This is a genomic window from Streptomyces sp. NPDC050263 (genome assembly GCF_040655955.1).
Taxonomy (GTDB): domain Bacteria; phylum Actinomycetota; class Actinomycetes; order Streptomycetales; family Streptomycetaceae; genus Streptomyces.
This window is the reverse complement of the sequence record NZ_JBFAKW010000049.1, coordinates 21291-43947: the sequence shown is the minus strand read 5'-3', so window position 1 is coordinate 43947 and position 22657 is coordinate 21291. Positions and strand designations below refer to the sequence as shown.

Sequence of the window (22657 nt, the reverse complement as noted above, 5' to 3'; positions counted from 1 at the left end):
GGCTCAGCCCTCCGTCCTGGTCGCGACCGGACCGGCCACCCGCATCAGCAGCCGGCACGCCTTGTCGCCGTCCCGCAGACAGCTCTCGGCCCGGTTCTCCGTCAGGGTCACGCAGAGCCCCTCGGACCAGCCCGCGTGGATGTCGGTGCACGGACACCGGTAGCCGTCCAGCGAACCGGCCATCCGGACCATGGTGACGGCGAAGTTCCGCTTCATGGTGAGGACGATCAGGTCGTCTTCCTCGACCTCGGTGGAGGCGTTGCGCAGTTCCGGCGGGAACATCCGGTCGCCGCACGCGTCGTAGCGGCGGCGCAGCTCCTCCAGGTCCTTGACGGTGTCGCCGCTGTCGGGGAGCGCGCCGGAGAGCCGGGCCACCCGCTGCCCGACGTGCAGGGCGACCTTGCGCAGCGCCTCGGCGTTGATCTCGTTCGCGGCCTGCTGTCCGAACCGCGCGGCCACGCCCTGGTACCAGTGGGCGTCGTGCTGCCACCACAGCCGGTAGGCCTCTCCCGCCCGGGCGCGGTGGTTGACGCCGTCTGCGTCCGTGTGCGTGCTCATGTGTGCTGCTCCTCGGCGGCGACGGCGGCGAACCGGTCGCGCATGACTCGTTTGAGAACCTTGCCGGTGGCGCCCTTGGCCACGTCGTCGGGCTTCATCCGCAGGGCGCGGTGCACCGGCGGGAATCCGGCCGTCGACAGGACGGCGTTGACCCGCGCGGTCCACACCTCGTCGTCCTCGCCGCCGTTCTCGCCCTGCTCTTCGTCGAGTCGGTCGTCGGCGAGTTGGAGGAGGGCGTACGCCTCGGCCTCTCCGTCGCCGTCCCAGTCGGCGCGGACGCCGTCCGGGGCGACGCCGACGACCGTGCAGTCGGCGAGGCCGGGCAGCTCGGCCAGCAGGAGTTCCTCGGTGCGGGTGCTGAAGACCATGCCGGCGCGGGTGCGGACCGCGTCCGGCACCCGGTCGAGGTGGTAGAAGTTGCCGTCCTCGTCCCGGTGGGCGAGGTCCCCGGTCAGCCAGTAGCCGCCGAGCCGCAGCCGGTTCCAGGTCAGCGAGTCGTTCCAGTAACCGGGGGTGAGGGTGGGGGACTTGAGGCCGAGGCGGCCGATCTGCCCGGGCGGCAGCGGGGTGCCGTCCTCGGCGAGCACCGCGGCCTCGGCGAAGCTGATCGGCTTGCCGACACAGCGCGAGTAGGCGGCGGTGTCCTTGGTGTGCCGGTTGTGGAAGACGGAGTAGCCGGCCTCCGAGGAGCCGAGCCCGTCCACGAAGACCGAGCCGTCCACCCGCACCCGGCTCAGGTCCCGGCGGATCTCGACGTGGCTGCCGTGCTGGACGAGCGCCCGGATGTGCGCCTCGTGCGCGGCGTCGCCGGTGTTGAACCACACCTGCACGCTCGACAGGTCGCGCCGCGTCAGGTCCTCGGCGGCCATCTCGCCGAACGTGCCGGCGAAGGCCAGCACGGTGGTCGGCCGGAACTCCTCGACGCCGTCGAGCACTTCGGCTCCGCGCTGGCTGGAGACGAGCTTGATGTCGGTGTGCAGCAGCAGGCAGTACAGCAGCGTCGCCACCATGGCGTTGTGCGCGCCCGGCAGCCCCACGAGGGTGCGCTCCATGTCGGTGCCGGTGGAGTAGCGCAGCCGGTGCAACTGCGCGTACATCAGCGTCCGGTGGGTGTGCGGCACGCCCTTGGGCAGGCCGGTGGTACCGGAGGAGTGCGAGATGAGCACCGGGTCGCTCGGGTCGTGCCGGTAGGGGTACGCCCGGGGCAGCGACTCGCGGTGCTCCGGGAGGATGTCGTCAGCGGTGACGCAGAAGCCGAGGCCCGGGTCCGATCCCGACAGCACCTCGTGGTGCGCCCGGTCGGTGAACGCGCCGACGGCGCCCTGCCGACGCACGTACGCGCGTGCCGTGTCCGGGGCCAGATTGCCGTTGACGAACGACGGGATCGCGCCGAGAGATGTCAACGCCAGGAAGTTCACGGCGAATTCGATGCTGGAGAAGGAGTGGACGGCGACCGGGTCGCGGGGGCGCACGCCCCGGGCGGCGTACCAGCCCGCGTACGTCTCGACGATCTCGCGCAGCCGGCCGAGCGTCAGCGCCGTGGGACGGCTGCCGTCCGGCGCCCGCCAGGCGCCGTCCGTGCGCAGCACGGGTTCGCCGCCGAGCGGACGGCCGTACGCCCGCAGGCGTTCCAGGACGTTGCCGGCGCCCAGTTCGGTGTCGGAGCAGATCCGGGCCCGCTCCTGCCTACTGATGAGCATGGGTCTTCGTCTCGTTCCTTCCGGCGGGGGTCCGCACGGCTGAGTCCGTGCCGACGGTGAGGATGAGTGCGGCAGGGCCGCGCCGCGCGCCGGGCTCCGTCGCGAGGAGATGACTGCCGCCGTCGCGCAGCAGCCGCCGGTGGGCGGCGGCCAGGTCGAACAGGCCCTGGATGCTGCCGTGATGCCGCAGTTCCCCGGTGCCGTCGACCGGCTCGGCCGAGCGGACCGTCACCGGGGTCCCGGCGTCGGGGCGGCCGAGGAGCACCGCGGCCGCGAGACCCGCGGCCGCCGGGAGGCGGGGGACCGGTCGGCCGCTGTCGGCGGCGAGTTCCCGGTGCACGGCGGCCAGCCGCGCGCCGCCGCCCAGTTCCACGCCCAGCACCAGGACGCGGTCCAGCTCCGGGTCCTCCAGGAGCAGTTCGGCCAGGGTGAGCAGCTCGGTCACCGGGTCGTCGAGGGTGGAGACGCTGAGCATCTGCCCGGTGATGCCGAACTCCCGACTGGTGTGGCCCAGCACGGAGTTGGGGGTGGCTTGCATGAACAGCAGCGGGTTGTGGACCCGCCCGGCGACCATACGGCTGCTGGCCAGGTCGGCGGTGGTGGTGTCGCCGGTCAGGCCGGCCAGCGCGACGGCGGTGCGCGAACCGTCGCCGGGCCGCTCGGTCAGACAACGGCGGCTCACCTCGTAGGCCAGCGGGCTGAACGCCGACTCCACGAAGCCGGGCAGCTTCGGCAGCGTGATGTCGTCGTCGCGCCCGGTGCCGTGGGTGGCGGTGGCGGTGGCGAGGACGCCGAGGGGGGAGCGCAGCAAAGGCTCGTTCGTCATGGCCGCTCCAGGAGGAGTGCGGTGTTGGCGCCCCCGAAGGCCGCGTTGACGGTGAGGGCCCGGCGCAGATCGGCCTGGCGCGGCCGGTTCGGCACGTAGTCGAGGTCGCACTCCGGGTCCGCGGCGGTGTATCCGGCGGTCGGCGGCAGCACGCCGTCCGTCAGGGCCAGCAGCGTGATCACGAACTCCACCGCGCCGGCCGCCTCCAGGAGGTGGCCGGTGGTGCTCTTGGTGGAGCTGACCGGGATCGACTCGGCGTGCTCGGGGAAGGCGGCCCGCAGTCCGCGGGTCTCGGCCCCGTCGTTGTACTTGGTGCCGGTGCCATGGGCGTTGACATAGCCGAGGGCCGCCCCGTCCGGGTCGCCGGCGAGCCGCGCCGCCTCGCGGGCCGCGCGGGCGAGGCCCGCGCCCTCGGGGTGCGGCTGGGCGATGTGATGGGCGTCCGTCGCCGCGCCCCAGCCCACCACGGACGCCAGCGGCCGGGCGCCGCGCCGCCGGGCGTGCTCGGCGGACTCCAGGACGACGACGGCCACCCCGTCGCCCAGCAGCAGTCCACTGCGGTCGGCGCTGAACGGGCGCACCATGCCGTCGCGGGACAGCGCCCGCCCGGAGTCGAACTTCCCGAAGGTCTCCTCCTCCACGAGGTACCCGCCCGCACAGACCGCCACGTCGGTCCGGCCGGAGGCGATCAGCCGGCAGGCGTGCACGATCGCCGCGGCGGAGGCGACACAGGCATTGGTGAAGGTCAGCCGCGGCCCCGTGAGCTCGAGGCCGTCGGCGAGCGACTCGGTGAGCCGCGCGGGCACGGCGTCGGAGAGCGGCACCTTCCCGCCGGTGGGGGAACCCGCCTCCTCCCGCCAGTACCGGGTGACGCCGGTGTGGTCGCCGGCGATGCCGACCAGGACGGCCGCCGCGGCGCCCGGGCGCAGGCCCGCCATGTCGAGGGCCTGGATCCCGCACAGGTCGAGCGCGTGGCGCAGGGCCCGGTCCTCGACCGCGTCGGGACCGTCGGGGGCGGCGGCCGCCATCGGCGTACGGTACGGGCCGGTGTCGAACCTCGTGGTGGGCGCGAACGACGGGACTCCCGCGAAGACTCCGCGCCGAAGGGCTTCGGCGCCCGTGCCGAACGCGGTGCGTACGCCGAATCCGGTGACCGTGACCTCAGCGCTCATCGTGCTCGCCCCCTGCGGCCGGGGCCGGCGCGGCGGCGCTCAGGTAGTCGGTGAGGCGACGCAGCGAGGTCAGTTGGGCGATGTCCTCGTCGCTGGGCTCCACGACCAGGCCGTAGCGTTCCTCCACCACATGCAGGAGCCACACCAACCCGAGGGAGTCCAGGACGAGTTCGGCGTCGTCGCCGAGGTCGTCGGGCAGTCCCGGGAAGACGTTGCGGTCCGCGAGCAGTTCCCGGACGGAAGCGGTGGTGAAACGGGCCGTCCTCATGCCTTCGCACCGCGTCGGACGACCTCGGTGACCAGAGCGCCGAGCGTCAGGGAGGCCAGCGGCTCGATGTCGGTGTCCGGGATCTCCACGCCGAACCGCGATTCCAGCCGCAGGGTGAGCTCGATCAGGCTCAGCGAGTCCACGTCCAGCCCGCCGACGGTCACCGGGCTCTCGTCCGTGATGCCGTCGCGGCTGGTCAGGATGTTCATCTCGTCGATGACCGCGGTCAGGACGAACTCGCGGATCTCGTCTTCCAGGGTCGACGTACTCATGATCAATGTCTCCAGTGAGTGATTTCAGGGAAGGTGCAGCACCCCAGGGGCGCGGGGAACTGCGCGACAGGCCACGGACAACTCGCGGACGACCGGACGACCGGTGTCACTCCGGCTCAACCCGCGGAGCGCAACGCCGCCGCCTGGCGCAGCAGCTTCCCGTTGGACGTGCGGGGCAGGGTCTCCAGCAGCCGGACGACCCGGGGCAGCTTGTAGTCGGCGAGCCGTTCCCGGCACCAGCGCAGCAGTTCCTCCGCGGACGGCTGCCCGGCTCCGGCGGTCACCGTGACGTACGCCTCGGTGACGCCGTCGTGGACCAGGACGGCCTGTTCGACGGCCGGATGCTCCCGGAGCACGTTCTCGACCTCGCCGAGGTCGACCTTGAGGCCGCCGATCACCACGAGGGAGTCGGCGCGGCCGTGCACCCGTACCGTGCCGGAGCCGTCCACGCTGGCCCGGTCCCGGGTGTGCAGCCAACCGTCCGCGTACTGCGTGCCCCCGGAGCCGAAGAGGTACGGCGACTGTGCGAGGGCGACGTCCAGTTCGCCCCGGTGCTCGCGCAGCACCACGCCCGGGGCGGCCCGGCCGACCGCGGGCCGCAGTGCGCCGCTGGTGTCCATGGCGACCACGCCGGACTCGGTGGTCCCGTAGGACTCGCCGACCCGCACTCCGTAGCGGTCGGCGAACCGGGCGGCGACCGGTGGGGGCATCAGCTCGCCGCCCGACACCGCGACCCGCAGCTCGGGCAGTGCGGGCGGGTCGATGGCGGCGGCGAGCAGTTCGTAGTGCATCGGCACTCCGAACAGGGCGGTGATCCGGTGGTCGACGGCGGTGCGCAGGATGTCCCGGGCGGAGATCCGGGGGGCGAAGACGACGCAGACCCCGGCCGCGAGGGAGTGCAGCAGTCCGGCGACCAGCCCGAAGCTGTGCGCGGTCGAGCTGAGCAGCAGCAGCCGGTCGCCGCGGACCGGCATGCCGGCGACCCCGGCGAACCGGTTCACCTCCTCGGTGAGCGACCGGGCGGTCCGGCCGATCACCTTCGGCCGCCCTGTGGAGCCGGAGCTGAACTGGACCAGCCGGTGGCCGGTGGCGGCCGGCCGGCCGCCGGTCTGGCGTTCGGTGAGGACCTCGTACTCGGACCGGAAACCGAACGTCGCCCGGACGTTGGCGCCCGCGCTGACCATGAACTGCGGCCGGCAGGAGGCGCAGAGCCCGGCGACCTCGGCCGGTTTGAGCCGGAAGTCGAAGAGCAGCACCTGGGCGCCGAGCCGCCACAGCGCGAGCAGCACCTCGACCTGGGTGAAGCTGGGCGGCGTCCGCAGGCCGACGGTGCTGGCGGGGCCGATGCCGTAACCGGCGAAGACGGCGGCCTGTTTTGCCACCCGTTCCCGTAACTCGCCCCGGGTGACGACCTCCTGGCGGTGGATCAGATATGGGAGCCCGTCGTCCTGCGCGTCGAAGAGTGCCTGGACCGCTTCCTCCAGGGAGTCGTCCATGGGCCCTCAGACCTCCTTGCAGAACTCGCCGATGGGCAGGCCCACATGGCGCTTGTCCGCGGCCAGGTAGCCGAGCAGCTCGTCGCCCGCCCGGAGTTCGGTGACGTTGAGGACCTTGCCGCCGGGGCCGAGCACCCGTACGTGCCAGTCGTCCTGCACGGTCAGGCTGACGAGGCGGCCGTCCTCGGCGTGGGTGCGGATCTCCAGGAGCGGCCGGGACTCCAGTTTGGCCCGGCCGACCACCACCCGCCGGGTCCGCCCGTCGGCGCCGACCGCGAGCAGGGCGCTGCCGGAGCCCACCTCGCTGAGGTAGTTGGTGCGGTTGTCGGGGCCGAGCGTGTACGAGTGCAGGGCGCCGGCGTTGACCCGGAACGGCCTGGTCGGCATGTACGGCAGCGGGTGGGTCTCGCTGCAGCACAGCACGAACCCGGAGGAGTAGGAGCCGACGAGGATGCCCTCGTCCTCCTCGAAGTGGGAGCAGGTGTCCACGCAGACCCGGTCGCCGAGGCCGACGTGCCGGATGCTCTCGACGGTGAGCGTGGACAGCTCCAGCTGGGGTGTGGTGGCCTCCAGCAGCCGGGCCAGGGCGAACACGTCGTCGGCGCTGCGGGGGGTGAACAGGATGCCGTCCGAGCCGCGTTCGAGCACGTCGAAGACGATCGCGGCCTCTTCCAGGCCGTCGACGACGGTCACCAGCTTGCCCTCGGCCGACTCGGCCGCGGCGAGGACGATCTCCAGCGGGATCTTGGTCGGGTCGGCGAAGTGGATGACGGTGTACGGCAGCGCCATGGCGCCGGAGCACGACAGTCTCAGGGTGCGGTCGTCGCGTACGCCGATGAAGCCGGCGACGGGGGTGCCGGTCCGTGCGCCGGTGCCGGTGCCGGTGCCCGTGGCGGTGGCGCGGTTGGCGGCGGCCAGGGCGTCCAGCTCGTCCTGGGCGCCGAACATCCGCAGGAGGAGGTCGATTCCGCCGCCGGGAGCGGAACTCGGGTCGGCCGCCGGGGACTTGGCGTCCTTCGCCTCCTTCGCGTCCTTCCCCTCCTTGTCGCCGGGCTTCTTCGCGGCGACCGTCGGGGTCGGGGCGGGGCCCTCGGTGACGAGCACCCGGGTGACGGTCGGCGGCAGCGTCCCGAGCAGTTCCGCGTCGGCGGAGACCACCCCGGCCATGCGGGCGTGGACGGCGGCGTCGAGAACCGCCTGGAGCTGCGGACGGGGAACTTCACGGAGATCGATCCACGCGAACCTCATGCGACACCTGCCACCATCGTCGAGTAGTTGCTGTTCGTGGATGTCATGCTCATGCCATCCGGAACGCCGTCGCCGCCGTGGACGACCGCGGAGAGCCGCGACACGAGGGCGTACGGGGACGGCGCGGAGAAGATCCGGCGGCCGATGGCCAGTCCCCCGCAACCGGCGGCCATCACCGCGGCGCCGTACTCGACGAGGTCGGAGTCGTCCGGCGGACCGCCCGCCGCTAGCACGGGGATCGGACTGTTGGCCACCACTTCGGCCATCCGCTCGATCGGCAGCGCCACGGAGGTCTTCACCATGTCCGCGCCCAGATCGGCGGCGACATTGGCCAGATGGGCCAGGAGGGCGGGGTCGCGCGGGTCCTCGATCCGAGGGCCGCGAGGGTAGACCATCGCGATCAGCGGCATGCCCCAGGCCTCGCAGGAACGAGCCACCGCGCCCAGATCGGCGAGCTGGCGGGACTCGGTGTCCGAGCCGATGTTCACATGGACGCTCACCGCGTCCGCGCCGAGCCGCAGCGCCTCCTCGACGTCGGCGACCAGCACCTTGGCGTGGACGTCGGCGGAACAGGCGGTGCTGGCGCTCAGATGTACCACCAGCGCGCAGCGCTTGAGGATCTCCGGCGCGAAGGAGCGGGCCCGCCCTTTGTGGACGATGATCCCGTCGGCCCCGCCGTCCACCAGTGCGCGCAACAGGTCGTCCCACTTGTCGGCGGGGACGATCGGACCGTCCGAAACACTGTGGTCGAGGGGTACGAAGAGATGCCTGCCGTCCCCCGCCAGCGAAAGCCTTCTCAAGCGTAATAACTTGCCGGTTTTCAGCATGGGTAATGCGCCTTCCCAGCCTGGAGGCCGCATTCAGGAATGTCGGACCGATGCAGTCTGATGCGGTCGCCGTGTCCGAAAAACGATGGTCGTAGAAATTTCAAGTTCCCCTGCGGATCAGCATTCCGTGAGTGATCAGCCGTTGGCAAGGCGTGATCGCCCTCAAATATTCATGCCATCCGTCGCATGTTTATTTGACAGCGTTCTGATAGGTGAGACGGGTTGACGCGGTCCACGAGTGCTGTTCGGGTGACTTCTATGCATATTGGGCCGGTCTGCCCTGACCCATGGCCGCATCGGAGGCTTTGGAGCAGTGTCACGTGTAATTTGGGCCGCTATTTCGGAGAGAACCGGGGAGAGCCGGAGGGAAACGGAGACAAGACTGCGGCCGGAAGGCTTCTCGGCTGAAATTGAATTACGAGACCGGGGTGACAAGTGCACTCCGGTTCGTGTTACATGCGAGGCCGTCCCTCTCCCCATTCGGCCCCGGCCCCCACGCACCGGGCGTACCGGAAGTGACTCCCCATGCCTGAATTACCGTCCAATACCGCCCTCAACGCCGTTTCCGACCCGATCGACCCGAGACCGTCCGCGTCACCGCCGCTCTCGCCGACCTCGCGGGCCGTACGGCCCGCAGGGGCCAAGGCGTCGCGGGTCGCCGCCGCGAGCCTGGTCGGCACGACGATCGAGTACTACGACTTCGCGGTGTACGGCACCGCCAGCGCGCTCGTCCTCGGCCCCGCCTTCTTCCCCTCCGACAACGCCACCGTCTCCTCACTGGCCGCGTTCCTCACCTTCGCCGCGGCCTTCCTCGCGCGTCCCCTCGGCGTCGTGCTCTTCGGGACCGTCGGCGACCGCATCGGCCGACGGCGGGCCCTGGTCGTCTCGCTCATGCTGATGGGCGTGGCGACGGTCGGCGTCGGACTGCTCCCGACGTACGAGACCGCCGGACTCCTCGCCCCCGTGCTGCTGGTGACGCTCCGACTGCTCCAGGGCGTGAGCATGGGCGGCGAGTGGGGCGGGGCGGTGCTGCTCGCCGCCGAGCACGCGCCGCCCGGCCGCCGGGCGCTGTACGCGTCCGTCCCGAACGCCGGCCCGTCGCTCGGCTTCCTGCTGTCCACGGCCGTCATCCTCCCCACCCTGAACCTCGCGGGCCGGGACGCGTTCACCGACTGGGCCTGGCGGATCCCGTTCCTGCTCAGCACGGTGCTGGTCGTGGTGGGCCTGTGGGTGCGGACGACGATCTCGGAGTCACCGGTGTTCGCCTCGACCCCCGACCGCACGCCCCGGGCGCTCGCCGGGACGCCTGCCGCCGGGTCCCGCTTCCCGCTCGGCACGTTGCTCGCCCGGCATCCCGGCCGGCTGTTCCTCGGCATCGGCGCGGCCCTGGGCGGCTCGGCCGTCTACTACCTGACCATCGTGTACAGCCTGTCGTACGGGCCGAAGGAACTCGGCATCGACCGGAACACGATGCTGATCGCCGCGAGCGTCGGCTCGGCGGCCGGCGTCGCCCTCACCCTCCCGGCCGCCCGGCTGGCCGACCGGATCGGCCGCCGCCCGGTGATGCTGACCGGGGCCGTCGGCAGCGTGCTCTGGGCGGTGCCGATGTACGCCTCGCTGAGTTCCGGCGACGTATGGGCGATCACCGGGGCCTACACGGTCGGGCTGATGCTGCTGGCGCTGATGTTCTCGCCGGTGGCGGCCTTCCTGCCCGAGCTGTTCCCGGCCCGGCTGCGCTACACCGGCGCCTCGGCGGCCTTCATCCTCGCCAACACCTTCGGCGGCGGCTTCGCCCCGCTCGTCGCCACCTGGCTGAACAGCCACTGGGAGTCACCGCTCGTCCTCGGCTTCTACACGGGCGGACTCTGCCTGCTGAGCCTTCTGTGCCTGCTGGCCCTGCCGGAGACCCGCGACCACGAGTTCGACGTCTGACACCCCCCGGCAGGTCGGCCGCATGGCTCGGTGGACGCCGGATCCGCCGAGCCATCGGTACAGTCGGCGCTGATCAGGTACCTGCGAGGAGGGCCGACGGGATGGCCGTGGACGAGCTGGACACCCGCATCCTGCGACTGCTGCTGGAGCAGCCGCGCACAAGCGTGCGGGAGTACGCCCGGCTGCTCGGCGTCGCGCGCGGCACGCTCCAGGCCCGCCTCGACCGGCTGGAGCGGGACGGTGTGATCACCGGCACGGCCCCCGCCCTCTCCCCCGCCGCGCTGGGGCACCCCGTGCTCGCGTTCGTGCACATCGAGGTCACCCAGGGCCACCTCGACGACGTGGGCGACGCGCTGGCCGCCGTCCCTGAGATCGTCGAGGCGTTCTCCATCACCGGCGGCGGCGACCTCGTCACCCGGGTCGTGGCACGCGACAACGCGCATCTGGAGGACGTGATCCAGAAGCTCATCAGCCTGCCCGGGGTGGTGCGCACCCGGACCGAGGTCGCCCTGCGGGAGCGGGTGCCGCACCGGTTGCTGCCGCTCGTCGAGTCGATCGGACGGGCCGCCGCGAAGTAGGCTCTCCCGCAACTTGCGGTTCCGTCAGGACCGTTGACGCTCTCTGTTCCCCCTCTAGCGTCTGGCCGACCATTCGCACAGCGTTCGCGATATCGAACATGCTTGGTGGACCAGAGGAGCAGCACATGGCACCGCCCCTCAGCAGACGGACTCTTCTCCAGAGCGCGATCCTCGCCGCCGCCGTCCCCGGAGCCGGCGCCGCACCGCCTCCCGCGGCCTCGGCGGCCACGCTTCCGGCCCCGGCCGCCTGGACGCTCCAGCCCTTCGCGCTGAAGGACGTCACCCTCGGGACGGGGGTCTTCGCCGCCAAGCGGCAGTCGATGCTGCTGCGGGTGCCGTCCTGGGCGACCGCCGGCTTCCGGGTGACGGTCAACGGCCAGGCGGTGAGCGGCACTCCGGTCGCCGGCAGCTACTTCACGGTGTCCCGCACCTGGAGTTCCGGTGACGTCGTGCGCATCGCCGTCCCCTTCCGGCTGCGGGTCGAAAAGGCCCTGGACGACCCGTCGTTGCAGACTCTGTTCTACGGCCCGGTCAACCTGGTGGCCCGCGACGCGTCGACGTCCTACCTGCAGTTCGGGCTGTACGCCGACGCGGCCCTCTCGGCGATCTGCTGCCCACCCTGACCGCCGTCAGCGGCAGACCGCTCCACTACACCCTGAACGGCACCGGGTTCGCCCCCTTCCACGAGGGCACCGAGGACCCGACGCACGCGTACTGGCGGCGCGCGGAGCCTCGGATCGTCTTCGGGAAGAGCGACTCGGGTGTGGCCAACCCCGCGAAGGCGGACGGGACCACGCTGCTCGACGAGGTGTGGGCCGGGGCGCCGTTCGCGTCCAAGGCGGCGCTGGTCACCCGCGTACAGACCGTGGTGAACGCGTGGGTGGCGGCCGGGCTGCTCACCCGGGCCGACGGGGAGAAGGCGGTGAGCACCGCGGACGCGGCGACCTACGTGGCCTGAGCGGGCCGGCCGTCGACGGCGGCGAGTGACTACGAGCGACGGGCGACGGGCGACTACGACCGGCGGCGGGGCTTGCCGCCGCCGGTTCCGCGCCGACCACCGCCCTTCGCGCCACCGCTCTTGGTGCCACCGCTCTTGGTTCCACCGCTTTTCTGCGCGCCCCGGGCCGGGCTCTTCCGCGCGGCGCCGCCGGACTGCGGCTTACCGCGCTCGCGCTCGCCCTTGCGCTCAGCCGCCGCCGGGGCCTGCTGGGCGCGGCCGCGGGTGCTGTTGACCGTGCGGCCGCGGACGATGCCGATGAAGTCCTCGACGAGGTCGGTCGTCGCGTCCTCCGGCCAGGAGAGGGCGATGTCCGACCGGGGGGCGTCGACGACCGTGCGGTAGGTGAGGTCGCGGCGGTGGTGGAGCCGGGCCACGGACTGCGGCACGACCAGGACGCCGATGTTCGCCGCGACCAGCTCGATCGCGTCCTCGGTGGTCGCGGGGCGCTCGAAGGCCGCCTCGCCCGGCGGCTTCTCCCAGCCGAGGACGTCGTCCAGGGGATGCAGGACCACCTCGTCGGCGAGGTCCTCCAGGGTGATCTCCTCGGCCGCGGTGATCACATGGTCCTTGGGGACCACGACGACGGTCGTCTCGGTGTAGAGGGGGATCGCGCTGAACACCGTACGGTCGACCGGCAGGCGTACGAGGGCCGCGTCGGCGGCGCCCTCGCGCAGGACGTCGGTGGCCTCGGCGGGGGTCACCTGGAGGAGGGTGAGGGGGGTGTCGGGCAGGCGCTCCGCCCAGATCCGCACCCATTTGGCGGGCGTCACTCCGGGGACGTAGGCGAGCCGGAACGAGGGGGAATCCGCCGAGTCGGTCATCCCGCAAGGTTACCGGCTGTGGTCGGAGGCCTCGCCGGGGGCCGATACCCTGGGGTGTATGAAGTCGCAGCAGAGCACCCAGACGATGAAGCCCGCCACCGCGGCGAAGAAGCTGGGTGTGTACCTCCCCGCCACGCCCGCCGAGTTCCAGGAGGGCGTCGTCTCGCGCACCGAGCTGAACGAACTCCAGGCGAACCCGCCCGAGTGGCTGCTCAAGCTGCGCGAGACCGGCCCGCACCCCCGTCCGGTGATCGCGGCCAAGCTGGGCGTCTCCATCGCGGGCCTGGCCCGCGGCGGGGTGAGCGAGGCGCTCACCACCGAGCAGATCGAGGCCGTGAAGGACGCGAAGCCGGAGTGGCTGGAGAAGGAGCGCGCCACGCAGGCCGAGGTCCGCAAGGAGACGGTCCGCATCAAGAAGCGCAACGCGGAGCGCGAGCAGCAGTCCTGACGTCGGCCGGCTGACGCGGGTCAGCGGCGCGGCACGAGAATGCTGAGGGCGTTGGCGCAGACGACCGCGGTGATGGCCGACCAGTCGACGAGGCCGAGGCCCTGCCCGAGCCCGATCCACCCGACGAGCGCGGCGAGCACCGGGTTGACGCTCATGAACAGGCCGAACACGGCGGCGGGCACATGCCGCAGCGTGAAGAGGTCGACCAGGTAGGGCAGCGCGGAGGACAGCACCCCGGCGACGACGGCGTAGCCGAGGGCCTGGGCGGTCGGCGGCTCGCGCAGCACCAGCACGACGCCGACCGGCAGGAACAGCACGGCGGAGACGGCCGCGGCGGCCGCCGAGCCCTGGGCGCCGGGGATCCGCCGGCCGACGGTGCGGTTGAGCAGGATGTACGCCGCCCAGCACACGGCGGCCAGCAGGCCGAGCCCCGTCCCCAGGTAGTCGGTGGAGGGCTGCGGGCGCATCAGGGTGATCGCGCCCGCGGCGGCGATCACGGCGCAGCAGGCGTCGACCCGGCGGCGTGCGGCGGCCAGGGCGATGGTCAGGGGGCCGAGGAACTCCAGGGTCACCGCGAGCCCGAGCCCGATGCGGTCGATCGCGGTGTAGAGGGACAGGTTCATCGTGCCGAACACCAGCGCCAGCAGCAGGACGGGTCCCCACTGACTCCGGGTGAAGGACCGCAGCCGGGGGCGGCCGACGGCCAGCAGGACGAATGCGGCGACGTACTGGCGGACCGCGACGACTCCCGTGGGGCCGAGCACGGGGAAGGCGAGCGAGCCGATCGCGGCCCCGGTCTGGTTCGACAGACCGCTGCCGACCAGGGCGGCCGCGCCGGCGAGCCGCCCTCGCCGGTCATCCGGCTGCGGAGCGGGAGCCGCTACGGAGACGGGCGACGAGGACACGGGTACGGGCGCGGCAGGCATGCGCCGATCGTCCTCCCGGTCCGGTGTTGCGCAAAATGCATGAGCCGTGCCGTCTATACGCTGGAATCATGGATTCCTCCGGAGTGGAGCTGCGGCAGCTGCGGTGTCTGGTCGCGATCATCGACGAGGGCGGCTTCACCGACGCCGCCGCGGTGCTCGGCGTCTCCCAGGCCGCCGTGTCGCGGACCCTTGCCTCGCTCGAACGGGCGCTGGGTGTAAGGCTGCTGCGGCGTACCTCGCGGATGGTGACGCCGACCGCGACCGGGCTGCGGGTGGCTGCGCACGCGCGGCGGGTGCTCGGCGAAGTGGACACCCTGGTGCGGGAGGCGACCTCGGGCCACACCCGGCTGCGGGTCGGCTACGCCTGGGCCGCGCTCGGCCGTCACACCCTCGCCTTCCAGCGGCGGTGGGCGGCCGAGCGGCCGCAGACGGACCTCCAGCTGGTGCGTGTGAACTCCGGCAGCGCCGGTCTCGCGGAGGGCGCGTGCGATCTGGCGGTGCTGCGCAGGGAGCCGACGGACCGGCGGTTCGACTCGGCGATCGTGGGTCTGGAGCGGCGGCTGTGCGCGCTGGCCGCCGACGATCCGCTGGCCCGGCGCCGCTCGGTGCGGCTGGCCGACCTCGGCGGGCGGACGCTGCTGATCGACCGCCGGACCGGCACCACCACCCCCGAGCTGTGGCCGCCAGACGCTCGTCCGGCGACGGAGGAGACCCATGACGTCGACGACTGGCTGACGGTGATCGCCACCGGCCGCAGCATCGGGATGACCGCGGAGTCGACCACCGACCAGTACCCGCGGCCCGGCGTCGTCTACCGGCCGGTGCGCGACGCCGAGCCCGTCGCCGTGCGCCTGGTGTGGTGGCGCGACGACCCGCACCCCGCGACGCAGGCCGTGCTGGAACTGCTCACGACGTTGTATCGCGCACAGTGAACATCCCCGTGTCGCCCGGAGGCCGTCGGTTTGACTACGATCTGGGCAGGTTCACCGACGTGGGTGTTTCGAGGTTGCTGGGGGTTGGGATGGTTGCTGGTCGTGTGGTGCGCTTCGACAGCCAGCGTGGCTACGGGTTCATTGCGCCCGACGACGGCGGGGAGGATGTCTTCCTGCACGTCAACGACATGCTGATGCCGGAGTCGCAGGTGCGCCGGGGCATCGTCGTGGAGTTTGAGATCGAGGACGGCGAACGGGGCCCGAAGGCGTCCGGGGTCCGCCTCGCCCGGGGCGAGGACGGCAAGCCCCTCGCCGCGGACGACGACGTGCTGTGCGATGTGCTCAGCACGGAGGAGTTCACCCGGGACGTCACCGAGGCGCTGCTGACGGCGGCGCCCTCGCTGACCGGTGAGCAGATCGTCCAGGTGCGGGCAGGCCTCGCGCAGTTCGCGAAGAACCACGGTTGGGTGGAGGGCTGACCCGACCGTCGATCGCCGGTTCCCCGTCTCCCGGGCCCCGTTGTCAGTGGCCTGATCTACAGTTCCCGTCACTTGATCAGTGCGGGTGCGGGAGGCACACATGGGGTGGGTGTCGGCCGGCGACTACGAAGTCGCCCTCGATGACGGCAAGGTGGTGTGCCGCAACGCGGCCGGACGGCGGTTGAAGTCCGTACCGTCCAAGATCGCCGACGAGCCGGCGGTGGTGGGCCTGCGACAGCTCACCGAGTGGCTGGAAAGGCACGAACGCGAGTGCCTGGCCACCGTGGAGCGGTGGCTGGTGCGCTCGCTGCCGGTGCCGTTCGCCGTGGTCGCGCAGGTCTGGCCGGACCCCTCTTGGCAGGCCGCCCTGCGCGACCTCGTCGTCACCGGGGCCGACGGCGAGGTGGCCGGATTCCTGCGGGACGCCGACGCCGAACGCGGCCTCGGCCTGGTCGATCTGGACGGCGACACCGTCCGCATCACCCCCGATCTCGTCCGCCTCCCGCACCCCGTGCTCCTCGACGAGCTCGACGACCTGCGGGAGTTCGCCGTCGAACTCGGAGTCGAACAGCAGGCCCAGCAGCTCTTCCGCGAGGTGTGGCGGCGGCCCGCCACGCTCGACTCGGAGGGCGCCTCGGTCGAGGAGTACGCGGGCGGCTCCTTCAAGGAGCAGCGGTTCCTGCACGGCCGGGTCACCCAGCTCGGCTACCGCGTGCGCGGCGGCCACTGCGTCGTCTCCGTCCTGGAGGACGGCCGCACGGTCGAGGCCCGGGTGTGGGTCGGCGACTACGAGGGCTACGAGCAGGCCGAGACCGGTCCCCTGATGTTCACCGACTCCGCCGGCCGGGCGCTGAAGCTCGGTCAGGTCGGGCCGGTGGCCTGGTCGGAGGGCATGCGCATGGCGGCGGCGCTGTATGCCGGGCGCGACATCGAGGACGAGGAGCGGGCGGCATGACGACCTACGACGAGACCACCGCGGCCGCGCTGCTCGACGCGGGCGCCGTCCTGCCCCCGGGCAGCACCGCCCGCGAGGACGCCGACACCCTCACCGTCCGCACCTACGGTCACCCCGCGCTGGACGACCGGCCCGTCGTGCGGCTGGTGCCGGGCACCCTCGGCGAGGCCGAGGACCTGGCGCTGGAGTTCCTCGGGCTGGCCCGCGCGGCGGAGACCCCCGAGGTCGGTCAGGTGCGCCGGGAGACGCTCGGCTTCCCCGCCTGGGCGCTGGTCAACGACCCGGCCAACGGCCACCACGCGCTGGCGCTGGTCAAGGACGTGGAGCGGCTCGCGCGGCAGGCCAAGTCCCGCCCCGGCACCGCCAAGGACGGCTTCGAGGAGCTCGGCACCCGGCTCGGCCGGGCCGTGCCGCACTTCCTGCCCACCTTCTACGAGCAGGCCGCCCGCGTCTTCCTCCAGCACGAGAACACGACGTACGCCTCCGCCTTCTTCGGCAAGGCCCGCGAGGCCGAGCGGGTGCACGCGCTGAAGGTGGACGAGGAGCGGCAGCGGGCCGTGTTCCTGGAGTTCGCCTTCGCCGGGGCGCTGACGGTCAAGGCGCTCAAGGAGCATGTCAAGGCACTCACCGCGCGGCTCGACCCGGCGGCGGCCTGGGCGCAGTTCCGGCAGCTGACCGTGGAGCGCTGCGCGGCCGGCATGCCGCCCTACGCCTCCTTGCCGCAGGACGCGCGCGGGCTGATCAAGGCCGCCGGTCTGGACCGGGTCGCCGAGGAGTGCGCCCTGGTCGCCGACCTGCTGGCCTCGCCCGCCGCGGTCCGGGCTCCCGCCTCCTTCTGGAACGCCTACCGGTCGACGCTCGCCGTGCTCGCCGAGCAACGACCCGAGGTCCGGGGGCGGCTGCTGGAGATCATGCCGACCGGCCTGGGCCGTTCCGTCGAGGACGACGAGTTCTGGCTGGCGCTGCTCGTGGACTGCGAGGCGGATCGGCTCCTGACCGGCGAGACGGCGTCCGACGTCGACGCGGCGGACTGGCTCGGCCGGTGGGCGCTGTACCGCAAGCACGGCAGCAGCTTCAGCGATCGTTCCCCGGCCACGCTCGCGCTCGTGGAGCGGATGGGGCCCCGGCTGCACGCCGACGGCCGTCCGGTCGACCTGTGCACGGGCCGCTGGCAGGCCGGAGCCGACCTCGACCTGCTGGATCTGTGCGTGGCGCACGGCGTGCCCCTGACGCTGCCCGCCCCGGACCAGGTCGTGTACCTGTCCCTGGACCGCTGGCTGCGCGAGCCCCGGGCCGGGCGGCGCGATCTGACGGCGACCGCGGCGGACCCTCGCTTCAGGCGTCTGCTGTACGCCGGCGTCGGCGCCCTCAGCGGCGCCCGTCCCGGGGCCGAGGTCCTGGAGGGCCTGGCCGCCCACCCCGTGCTCGGCGATGTGCTGCGGGAGTGGCTGGAGCATGCGGCCGGGGAGCTGACCGCGGCGGTCGGGCTGCCCGCCGCGCGGGCGGCGCTGGACCGGATGCGCCCCTTCCGCGCGGTGGCCGCCCGGGTGAGTCCGGCGGCCGTCGCCCAGGTCGCCGCGCGTGACGTCGCGCCGCTGCTCGGGCACACGCTGCGCGCCGGCATTCTGGACGAACTGGGCTGGCCCGCGCTCGACGAGGCGCTGCGCAGGCTCGACGCCGAGGCCAGGCGCAACCGTGACGACACGCTGAACGTCAGCGAGGCCTGGCCCGCGCTGATCCTCGCCCGGGCGCACAAGGTGATCGTCGTCGGCCCCGAGGACGTCCTGCTGGAGCACGACCTGCGGCTGCCCGACGGCCTGGACAGCTGGCAGCGCCCGCAGTACCGCTTCACGGACGGTGAACTGCTCGTCATGTGGCGCCAGGACGGCAAGCAGTTCGGCTACTGGTCCGCGCGCCCGACCGACGTGTTCCCGCTCGGCGGTGAGCAGATCCCGTACTGGTACGGCGGCAGCGACGCGGGCGAGCCGTCGATCCCGCTGCCCGAGGGCGGTCGTGCCACCGGCGGACGCACGCTGCACGCCGGGGACACGGTCGTGCCGCCGAGCCGCCGGATCCTCGGCGACGGCACCTCGTACTGGCGTCAGGGAAGGCAGGGTCGGCAGCAGGTGTGGCTCGAGTACGACCCGGCCACCGGCACGCACGGGCGAGCCTCGCTGCCCGCGTTCGTGCAGTCCGGCATCCGTGAGGACGCGCGCCTGCTGCAAGGGGACTGCCAGGTGCTGCCCCTGCGACCGGGGCTGGAGCAGAGCCCGTTCGGCACGGACGGCACGGTCCTCGGCCGTTGGGTGCGCACGGAGGGCGAGGGCGCCGAGACCCGTACGGTCGCCGGCACCCCGGACGGCCGGACCGTCACCCTGCCCTGGGCCGACGGCCGGGCGCCGGGCGACCTGCTCGGCCCGCTGCGGCTGCCCGGCGGGGCCGAGCCCGTCGCCGTCGGCCTCCACCGGCAGATCGCCCTGTACGCGGGCGACGACACGTCGGCCGCCGGGCAACTGGGCCGGGTGACGCCGATGGAGCGGGGCGGCGAGTTCGCCGCGGGCACCCGGTTCGTCCCGCCGGTCGACTTCTGGCACGCCCTGCGCCCTCGCGACGAACGCGCGTCGACCGTGCTGCGCGCGCTGACCGACGAGCAGGCGGCCGCGCTGGTGCGGGCGGGGGCCGAGGCGCTGGCCGTGCGGCAGGCGAGGCTGAAGGCGGCGAAGGCGGTCGACGGAACTCCGGAGAGCAAGGAGGTCGTCCCGACCGCCGACGAGGTGCTCCTGGAGGTCGTGACCCGCGCGCTGCCCACGCTCGGCGATCCGAGGCTCGGCACCGGTGTCGCCGCGCTCGTGCGCGCGGTGCTGCAACTCGCGGACTCGACCGCCTGGTTCGTGGCGCCTCCGGTCGAGCGACCGAAGGCGGAACGCAGCCGCGCCGACGGCATGTTCCCCGACCTCAAGCCCGAGCACGGCGACGACGAGACGCTGCGCGACGCCACCAAGGGCCTGGCCGACGTACAGGGCTGGTGGGGCGGCGAGCGGAACTGGAGCTCGCTGCGCCAGATCCGCTCCGTGAACCATGTGCTGGCCGGCAAGCCGGCCGACGGCAAGGCCCTCGCCAAGGCCTCCCGGCCCACCGGCGCCGCCGACGGGTGGCACAGCGACGAGTTCACCGTGCCCGGCATCGGCCTGGTGTGGACGCCGGTGCTGGACGTGCTGCGCCCGCTCGCGTACCGCGCCGCCTCCCCGACGGTGACCGAGGCCCACCGCGAGGCCCTGCTCCTGCTGTTCGAGGCGATCGCGGAAGGACCGCTGGCGGCTCCCCGGGGCGCGCTGCGCGAGATCGTGCTGAGCGAGCCGCACGAGAAGCAGGAGCGCGTGGGCCAGGTACTGCGCCGGGACGGCCGTACCGTCGTCGTCCTCGGCTGCCAGAACCTCGACCGGCAGGCCGGGCGGGTGCACTGGCTCGCCCTGGACCACGACCCGACCGGCCGGTTCGGCGCGATCGCCCACTTCACCCTGGACCGGGAGACCGCGCACCCGGCGGTGTTCCCCGCCGACGCGCTGACCGCCGTGACCGCGCTCGTCCGGGACAAGGGCCCGGCGCCCTGGCAGCCGGAGGCGCCCGCCGTCCTCGCCACCGCGACGCGCGGCGGGCTCGGACCCGTCCAGGCGGCCCTGCTGCTCGCCGGCAGGCCGGCGCAGCTCACCGACGAGGTGATCGCGGCGACCGGGCTGAAGCCGCGGCAGAAGGAGCTCGGCGACGCCCTGCTGTCCTCGGTCGGGAACACCGACCTGACGGCGCTCGTCGGGGCGCTGCTGCCGCAGAGCCCGGGCGACCTGTGGACGGCCGGACCGGACACCGAGGCCGCGGGCGCGGTGTGGGCCGAGCGGCTCGGCAACGTCGTGCGGCTGCCCGAGGACCTCGCCGGGGAGCTGTCCCTCGGCGGCCTGCCCACCGGCGCCGCGGAGGAAGTCCTCAACCCGGGGCTGACCCCCTGGATCAGCCGCACCACGGTCCAACGTCCGGACAAGAACGGCAACCTGGTCGCGGAGGACCCGGCGGCGCTGCCCGGCCGGAACCACCTGACGCGTGCCGTGGCCGCCCTGGCCGGACTCGCCTACTCCCTGCCGTACGGGCACCCGTTGCGGGCCGCCCTGCCGGAGAGCCTCGCCGCGCTGCGCCGCCGGGTCGCCGATCCGGGACTGCTCCTCGACCCGGACATCGCATGGACGGACAAGGGCTCCTCGACCGCCGTCGAACTGCGCAAGGCGTACGGGATGCCCGCTGCCGGGGGCACCGACGCCGACGGGCTGACGCAGGTGGGCGAGGCTCTGGTGCTGCGCCCCTGGTACGGCGACCAGGAGACCGTCCTGGTCCGGCCGGGTGCGCTCAGCACCCCCGACGACCCGGTGTTCGGGCTCGTCGAAGGCCTCGTGGGGGCCGGGCGGGGCCAGGGCATGTGGACCCTGCGCACGATCCTCGACACGGAACTCGCCCGCGCGCTCGCCGCCGGCCCCGATCCCTTCACCGGAGCCGACGAGACCGCCGGATACGCCCAGGATCCTTCCCTCAGCGTGCCCGAACTGGTCGCGGAGGTGGCCGCCGAGCACGGCCTCGGTGCGGACGCGGCGACGCTCTACCTCCAGTTGCTCGCCCTCCCGGACCCCACGGACCGCAACTGCGTGCGCTGGACCGGCTGGAAGCCCGCCCGGACGAAGAAGGCCCGCGCCGAACTCGCCGCGACCGACCTGGTCGTCGAGGCCAAGCGGCCGCGCGCCGGGCGCACCCTCTTCCTGCCCTGCGGCTGGCTGGACCTCAAGTCCCCCGCCCTGCCGGTGGAGCTCTGGAAGGAAGGCCTCTACCCGGTGCGCGCCTACACCCGCGCGGTGCCGCTGGTGCCGGTGCCGGAGCTGTTCACACGCGCGTGGGCCCGCGTCCGCGCGGGCGACGCCCCCGCCTACGAGGAGCTCACCACCCGCGCCACCCGCAAGGGCCGCCGCCGATGACCACCGTCCCGTCCCACCTGGAAGAACGCGCGCCGATGACCACCACCGTGTCCCCCGCCCCCGTCCGGCAGATCATCCCGCCCGAAGACCTGTACGCCGCCGAACTGGCCTTCCTCGCCGCCTATGACGACGGGCCGCGCCCGCCCGCCTGGCGACTCACCCCCCGTGCCGTCGTCACGTTCGTGATGGGCAGCGACGGCCGCGCCCTGAAGCTGCCCGAGGACGCCGAGGCGGCGGACGGGGTGCCGCGACGACTGGTCGTGCAGGGCAAGTTCGTCGGCGACCGGGCGCTGGTGGAGCGGTGTGTCGTCACGCTCGCGGGTGAGCGCGGTCTGCTGCTCGTCGGCGAGCCCGGCACCGCCAAGTCGATGCTGTCCGAGCTGCTGTCCACCGCGGTGTGCGGCACCAGCGGTCTGGTCGTGCAGGGTACGGCCGGTACCACGGAGGACCAGCTCAAGTACGGCTGGAACTACGCCCTGTTGCTGGCGCAGGGGCCGAGCCGGCAGGCGCTGGTGCCCTCGCCGGTGCTGACCGCCATGTCCCGGGGCGCCATCGCCCGGGTCGAGGAGGTCACCCGCTGTCTGCCCGAGGTGCAGGACTCCCTGGTCTCGCTGCTGTCGGAGCGGCGCATCGCCGTGCCCGAACTGGCGGGCGGCGACGACGCGTTGGCGCATGCCGCGCCCGGCTTCAACCTGATCGCCACGGCGAACCTCCGGGACAAGGGCGTCTCGGAGATGTCCGCGGCCCTCAAGCGCCGCTTCAACTTCGAGACCGTCGGCCCGATCCCCGACCTCGACGCGGAGACCGCGTTGGTGCGCAGCCAGGCACGGGCCTCGGTGGAGCGGGCCGGGGCGCCCTTCCAGGTCGACGACGCCGTGCTGGAGGCGCTGGTCACCGCGTTCCGCGACCTGCGCGAGGGGCGGTCGGCGGAGGGCTGGGAGGTGGAACGGCCGTCCACGGTGATGAGCACCGCGGAGGCCGTGTCCGTGGCGGGTGCGCTGGCGCTCGCGGCGGCCTACTTCCCCGGTGACCGTGATGTGCTGGGGCTGCTCCCGGGCCATCTGCTGGGTGTGGTCCGCAAGGACGACCCGGCCGACGCGGCCCGGCTGCGCGGCTACTGGGACGGCCCCGTCCGCCGCCGCGCCGAACAGGGCTCCGCCACCTGGCGCACCCTGTGGGACCTGCGCACCGTGCTGGAGGGCTGACGGCC

At 73.0% G+C, this 22657-nt stretch carries 19 protein-coding genes and 1 pseudogene; 9 read left to right on the top strand and 11 right to left on the bottom strand.

All coding sequences use genetic code 11. The features are described from left to right. Positions 1-3: 3 nt before the first annotated feature. The 9 genes from AB0J04_RS22460 to AB0J04_RS22420 all read right to left on the bottom strand — a co-directional run bounded on the left by AB0J04_RS22460 (position 4) and on the right by AB0J04_RS22420 (position 8367). Complete coding sequence (locus AB0J04_RS22460) at positions 4-558, bottom strand: hypothetical protein (protein ID WP_363170313.1); 555 nt, start codon at positions 556-558, stop codon at positions 4-6. Further along, complete coding sequence (locus AB0J04_RS22455; RefSeq protein ID WP_363170312.1) at positions 555-2258, bottom strand: class I adenylate-forming enzyme family protein; 1704 nt, start codon at positions 2256-2258, stop codon at positions 555-557. The genes AB0J04_RS22460 and AB0J04_RS22455 overlap by 4 nt, the downstream gene beginning before the upstream one ends. After that, positions 2245-3084 (bottom strand): hypothetical protein, encoded by an 840-nt coding sequence (locus AB0J04_RS22450; protein WP_363170311.1) that lies wholly within the window; start codon positions 3082-3084, stop codon positions 2245-2247. Before AB0J04_RS22450 ends, AB0J04_RS22455 begins: the two co-directional genes overlap by 14 nt. Next, positions 3081-4256, bottom strand: a complete 1176-nt coding sequence (locus AB0J04_RS22445; protein ID WP_363170310.1) for a beta-ketoacyl-[acyl-carrier-protein] synthase family protein — start codon at positions 4254-4256, stop codon at positions 3081-3083. Before AB0J04_RS22445 ends, AB0J04_RS22450 begins: the two co-directional genes overlap by 4 nt. Beyond that, complete coding sequence (locus AB0J04_RS22440) at positions 4246-4524, bottom strand: acyl carrier protein (protein ID WP_363170309.1); 279 nt, start codon at positions 4522-4524, stop codon at positions 4246-4248. The genes AB0J04_RS22445 and AB0J04_RS22440 overlap by 11 nt, the downstream gene beginning before the upstream one ends. Beyond that, positions 4521-4796, bottom strand: a complete 276-nt coding sequence (locus tag AB0J04_RS22435; RefSeq protein ID WP_363170308.1) for a phosphopantetheine-binding protein — start codon at positions 4794-4796, stop codon at positions 4521-4523. Before AB0J04_RS22435 ends, AB0J04_RS22440 begins: the two co-directional genes overlap by 4 nt. 116 nt (positions 4797-4912) lie before the next feature. Further along, positions 4913-6292, bottom strand: a complete 1380-nt coding sequence (locus AB0J04_RS22430; protein ID WP_363170307.1) for a class I adenylate-forming enzyme family protein — start codon at positions 6290-6292, stop codon at positions 4913-4915. 6 nt (positions 6293-6298) lie between these two features. Then, complete coding sequence (locus tag AB0J04_RS22425; protein ID WP_363170306.1) at positions 6299-7540, bottom strand: 3-dehydroquinate synthase II family protein; 1242 nt, start codon at positions 7538-7540, stop codon at positions 6299-6301. Continuing rightward, positions 7537-8367: a 2-amino-3,7-dideoxy-D-threo-hept-6-ulosonate synthase gene (locus AB0J04_RS22420; protein ID WP_363170305.1), complete on the bottom strand. Its 831-nt coding sequence runs from the start codon at positions 8365-8367 to the stop codon at positions 7537-7539. The genes AB0J04_RS22425 and AB0J04_RS22420 overlap by 4 nt, the downstream gene beginning before the upstream one ends. A gap of 525 nt (positions 8368-8892) precedes the next feature. Here AB0J04_RS22420 and AB0J04_RS22415 point away from each other — a divergent pair. The 3 genes and pseudogenes from AB0J04_RS22415 to AB0J04_RS22405 all read left to right on the top strand — a co-directional run. Next, on the top strand, positions 8893-10299 hold the full coding sequence (locus AB0J04_RS22415; protein WP_363170304.1) for an MFS transporter: 1407 nt from the start codon (positions 8893-8895) through the stop codon (positions 10297-10299). A 101-nt stretch (positions 10300-10400) separates the two neighbouring features. Then, entirely contained in the window at positions 10401-10877 is a 477-nt protein-coding gene (locus tag AB0J04_RS22410) for an Lrp/AsnC family transcriptional regulator (RefSeq protein WP_363170303.1), read from the top strand. Between the two features lie 320 nt (positions 10878-11197). Then, positions 11198-11835 (top strand): annotated as a pseudogene (locus AB0J04_RS22405) (glycosylase); the annotation flags it as partial. A 53-nt stretch (positions 11836-11888) separates the two neighbouring features. On the opposite strand, the gene AB0J04_RS22400 reads toward AB0J04_RS22405, so the two are convergent. Continuing rightward, entirely contained in the window at positions 11889-12698 is an 810-nt protein-coding gene (locus AB0J04_RS22400; RefSeq protein WP_363170302.1) for a LysR family substrate-binding domain-containing protein, read from the bottom strand. A gap of 58 nt (positions 12699-12756) precedes the next feature. On the opposite strand from AB0J04_RS22400, the gene AB0J04_RS22395 reads away from it, so the two are divergent. Then, positions 12757-13146: a DUF5997 family protein gene (locus AB0J04_RS22395; RefSeq protein WP_363170301.1), complete on the top strand. Its 390-nt coding sequence runs from the start codon at positions 12757-12759 to the stop codon at positions 13144-13146. Positions 13147-13166: 20 nt separating this feature from the next. On the opposite strand, the gene AB0J04_RS22390 is transcribed toward AB0J04_RS22395, so the two are convergent. After that, positions 13167-14072 (bottom strand): EamA family transporter, encoded by a 906-nt coding sequence (locus tag AB0J04_RS22390; RefSeq protein ID WP_363170300.1) that lies wholly within the window; start codon positions 14070-14072, stop codon positions 13167-13169. Between the two features lie 68 nt (positions 14073-14140). On the opposite strand from AB0J04_RS22390, the gene AB0J04_RS22385 reads away from it, so the two are divergent. From AB0J04_RS22385 to AB0J04_RS22365, 5 genes are all read left to right on the top strand, one after another. Continuing rightward, a complete protein-coding gene (locus AB0J04_RS22385) occupies positions 14141-15004 on the top strand; it encodes a LysR family transcriptional regulator (protein ID WP_363170299.1) in 864 nt (287 codons plus the stop codon). A gap of 89 nt (positions 15005-15093) precedes the next feature. After that, complete coding sequence (locus AB0J04_RS22380; protein WP_351916336.1) at positions 15094-15483, top strand: cold shock domain-containing protein; 390 nt, start codon at positions 15094-15096, stop codon at positions 15481-15483. A 100-nt stretch (positions 15484-15583) separates the two neighbouring features. Further along, entirely contained in the window at positions 15584-16438 is an 855-nt protein-coding gene (locus tag AB0J04_RS22375) for a DUF4132 domain-containing protein (RefSeq protein WP_363170298.1), read from the top strand. Continuing rightward, the gene (locus tag AB0J04_RS22370; protein ID WP_363170297.1) at positions 16435-21447 is read left to right on the top strand and encodes a hypothetical protein; all 5013 of its coding nucleotides are present in this window, start codon (positions 16435-16437) and stop codon (positions 21445-21447) included. Before AB0J04_RS22375 ends, AB0J04_RS22370 begins: the two co-directional genes overlap by 4 nt. Positions 21448-21482: 35 nt before the next feature. After that, positions 21483-22652 (top strand): AAA family ATPase, encoded by a 1170-nt coding sequence (locus AB0J04_RS22365; RefSeq protein WP_363170330.1) that lies wholly within the window; start codon positions 21483-21485, stop codon positions 22650-22652. The last annotated feature ends 5 nt before the right edge of the window (positions 22653-22657 follow it).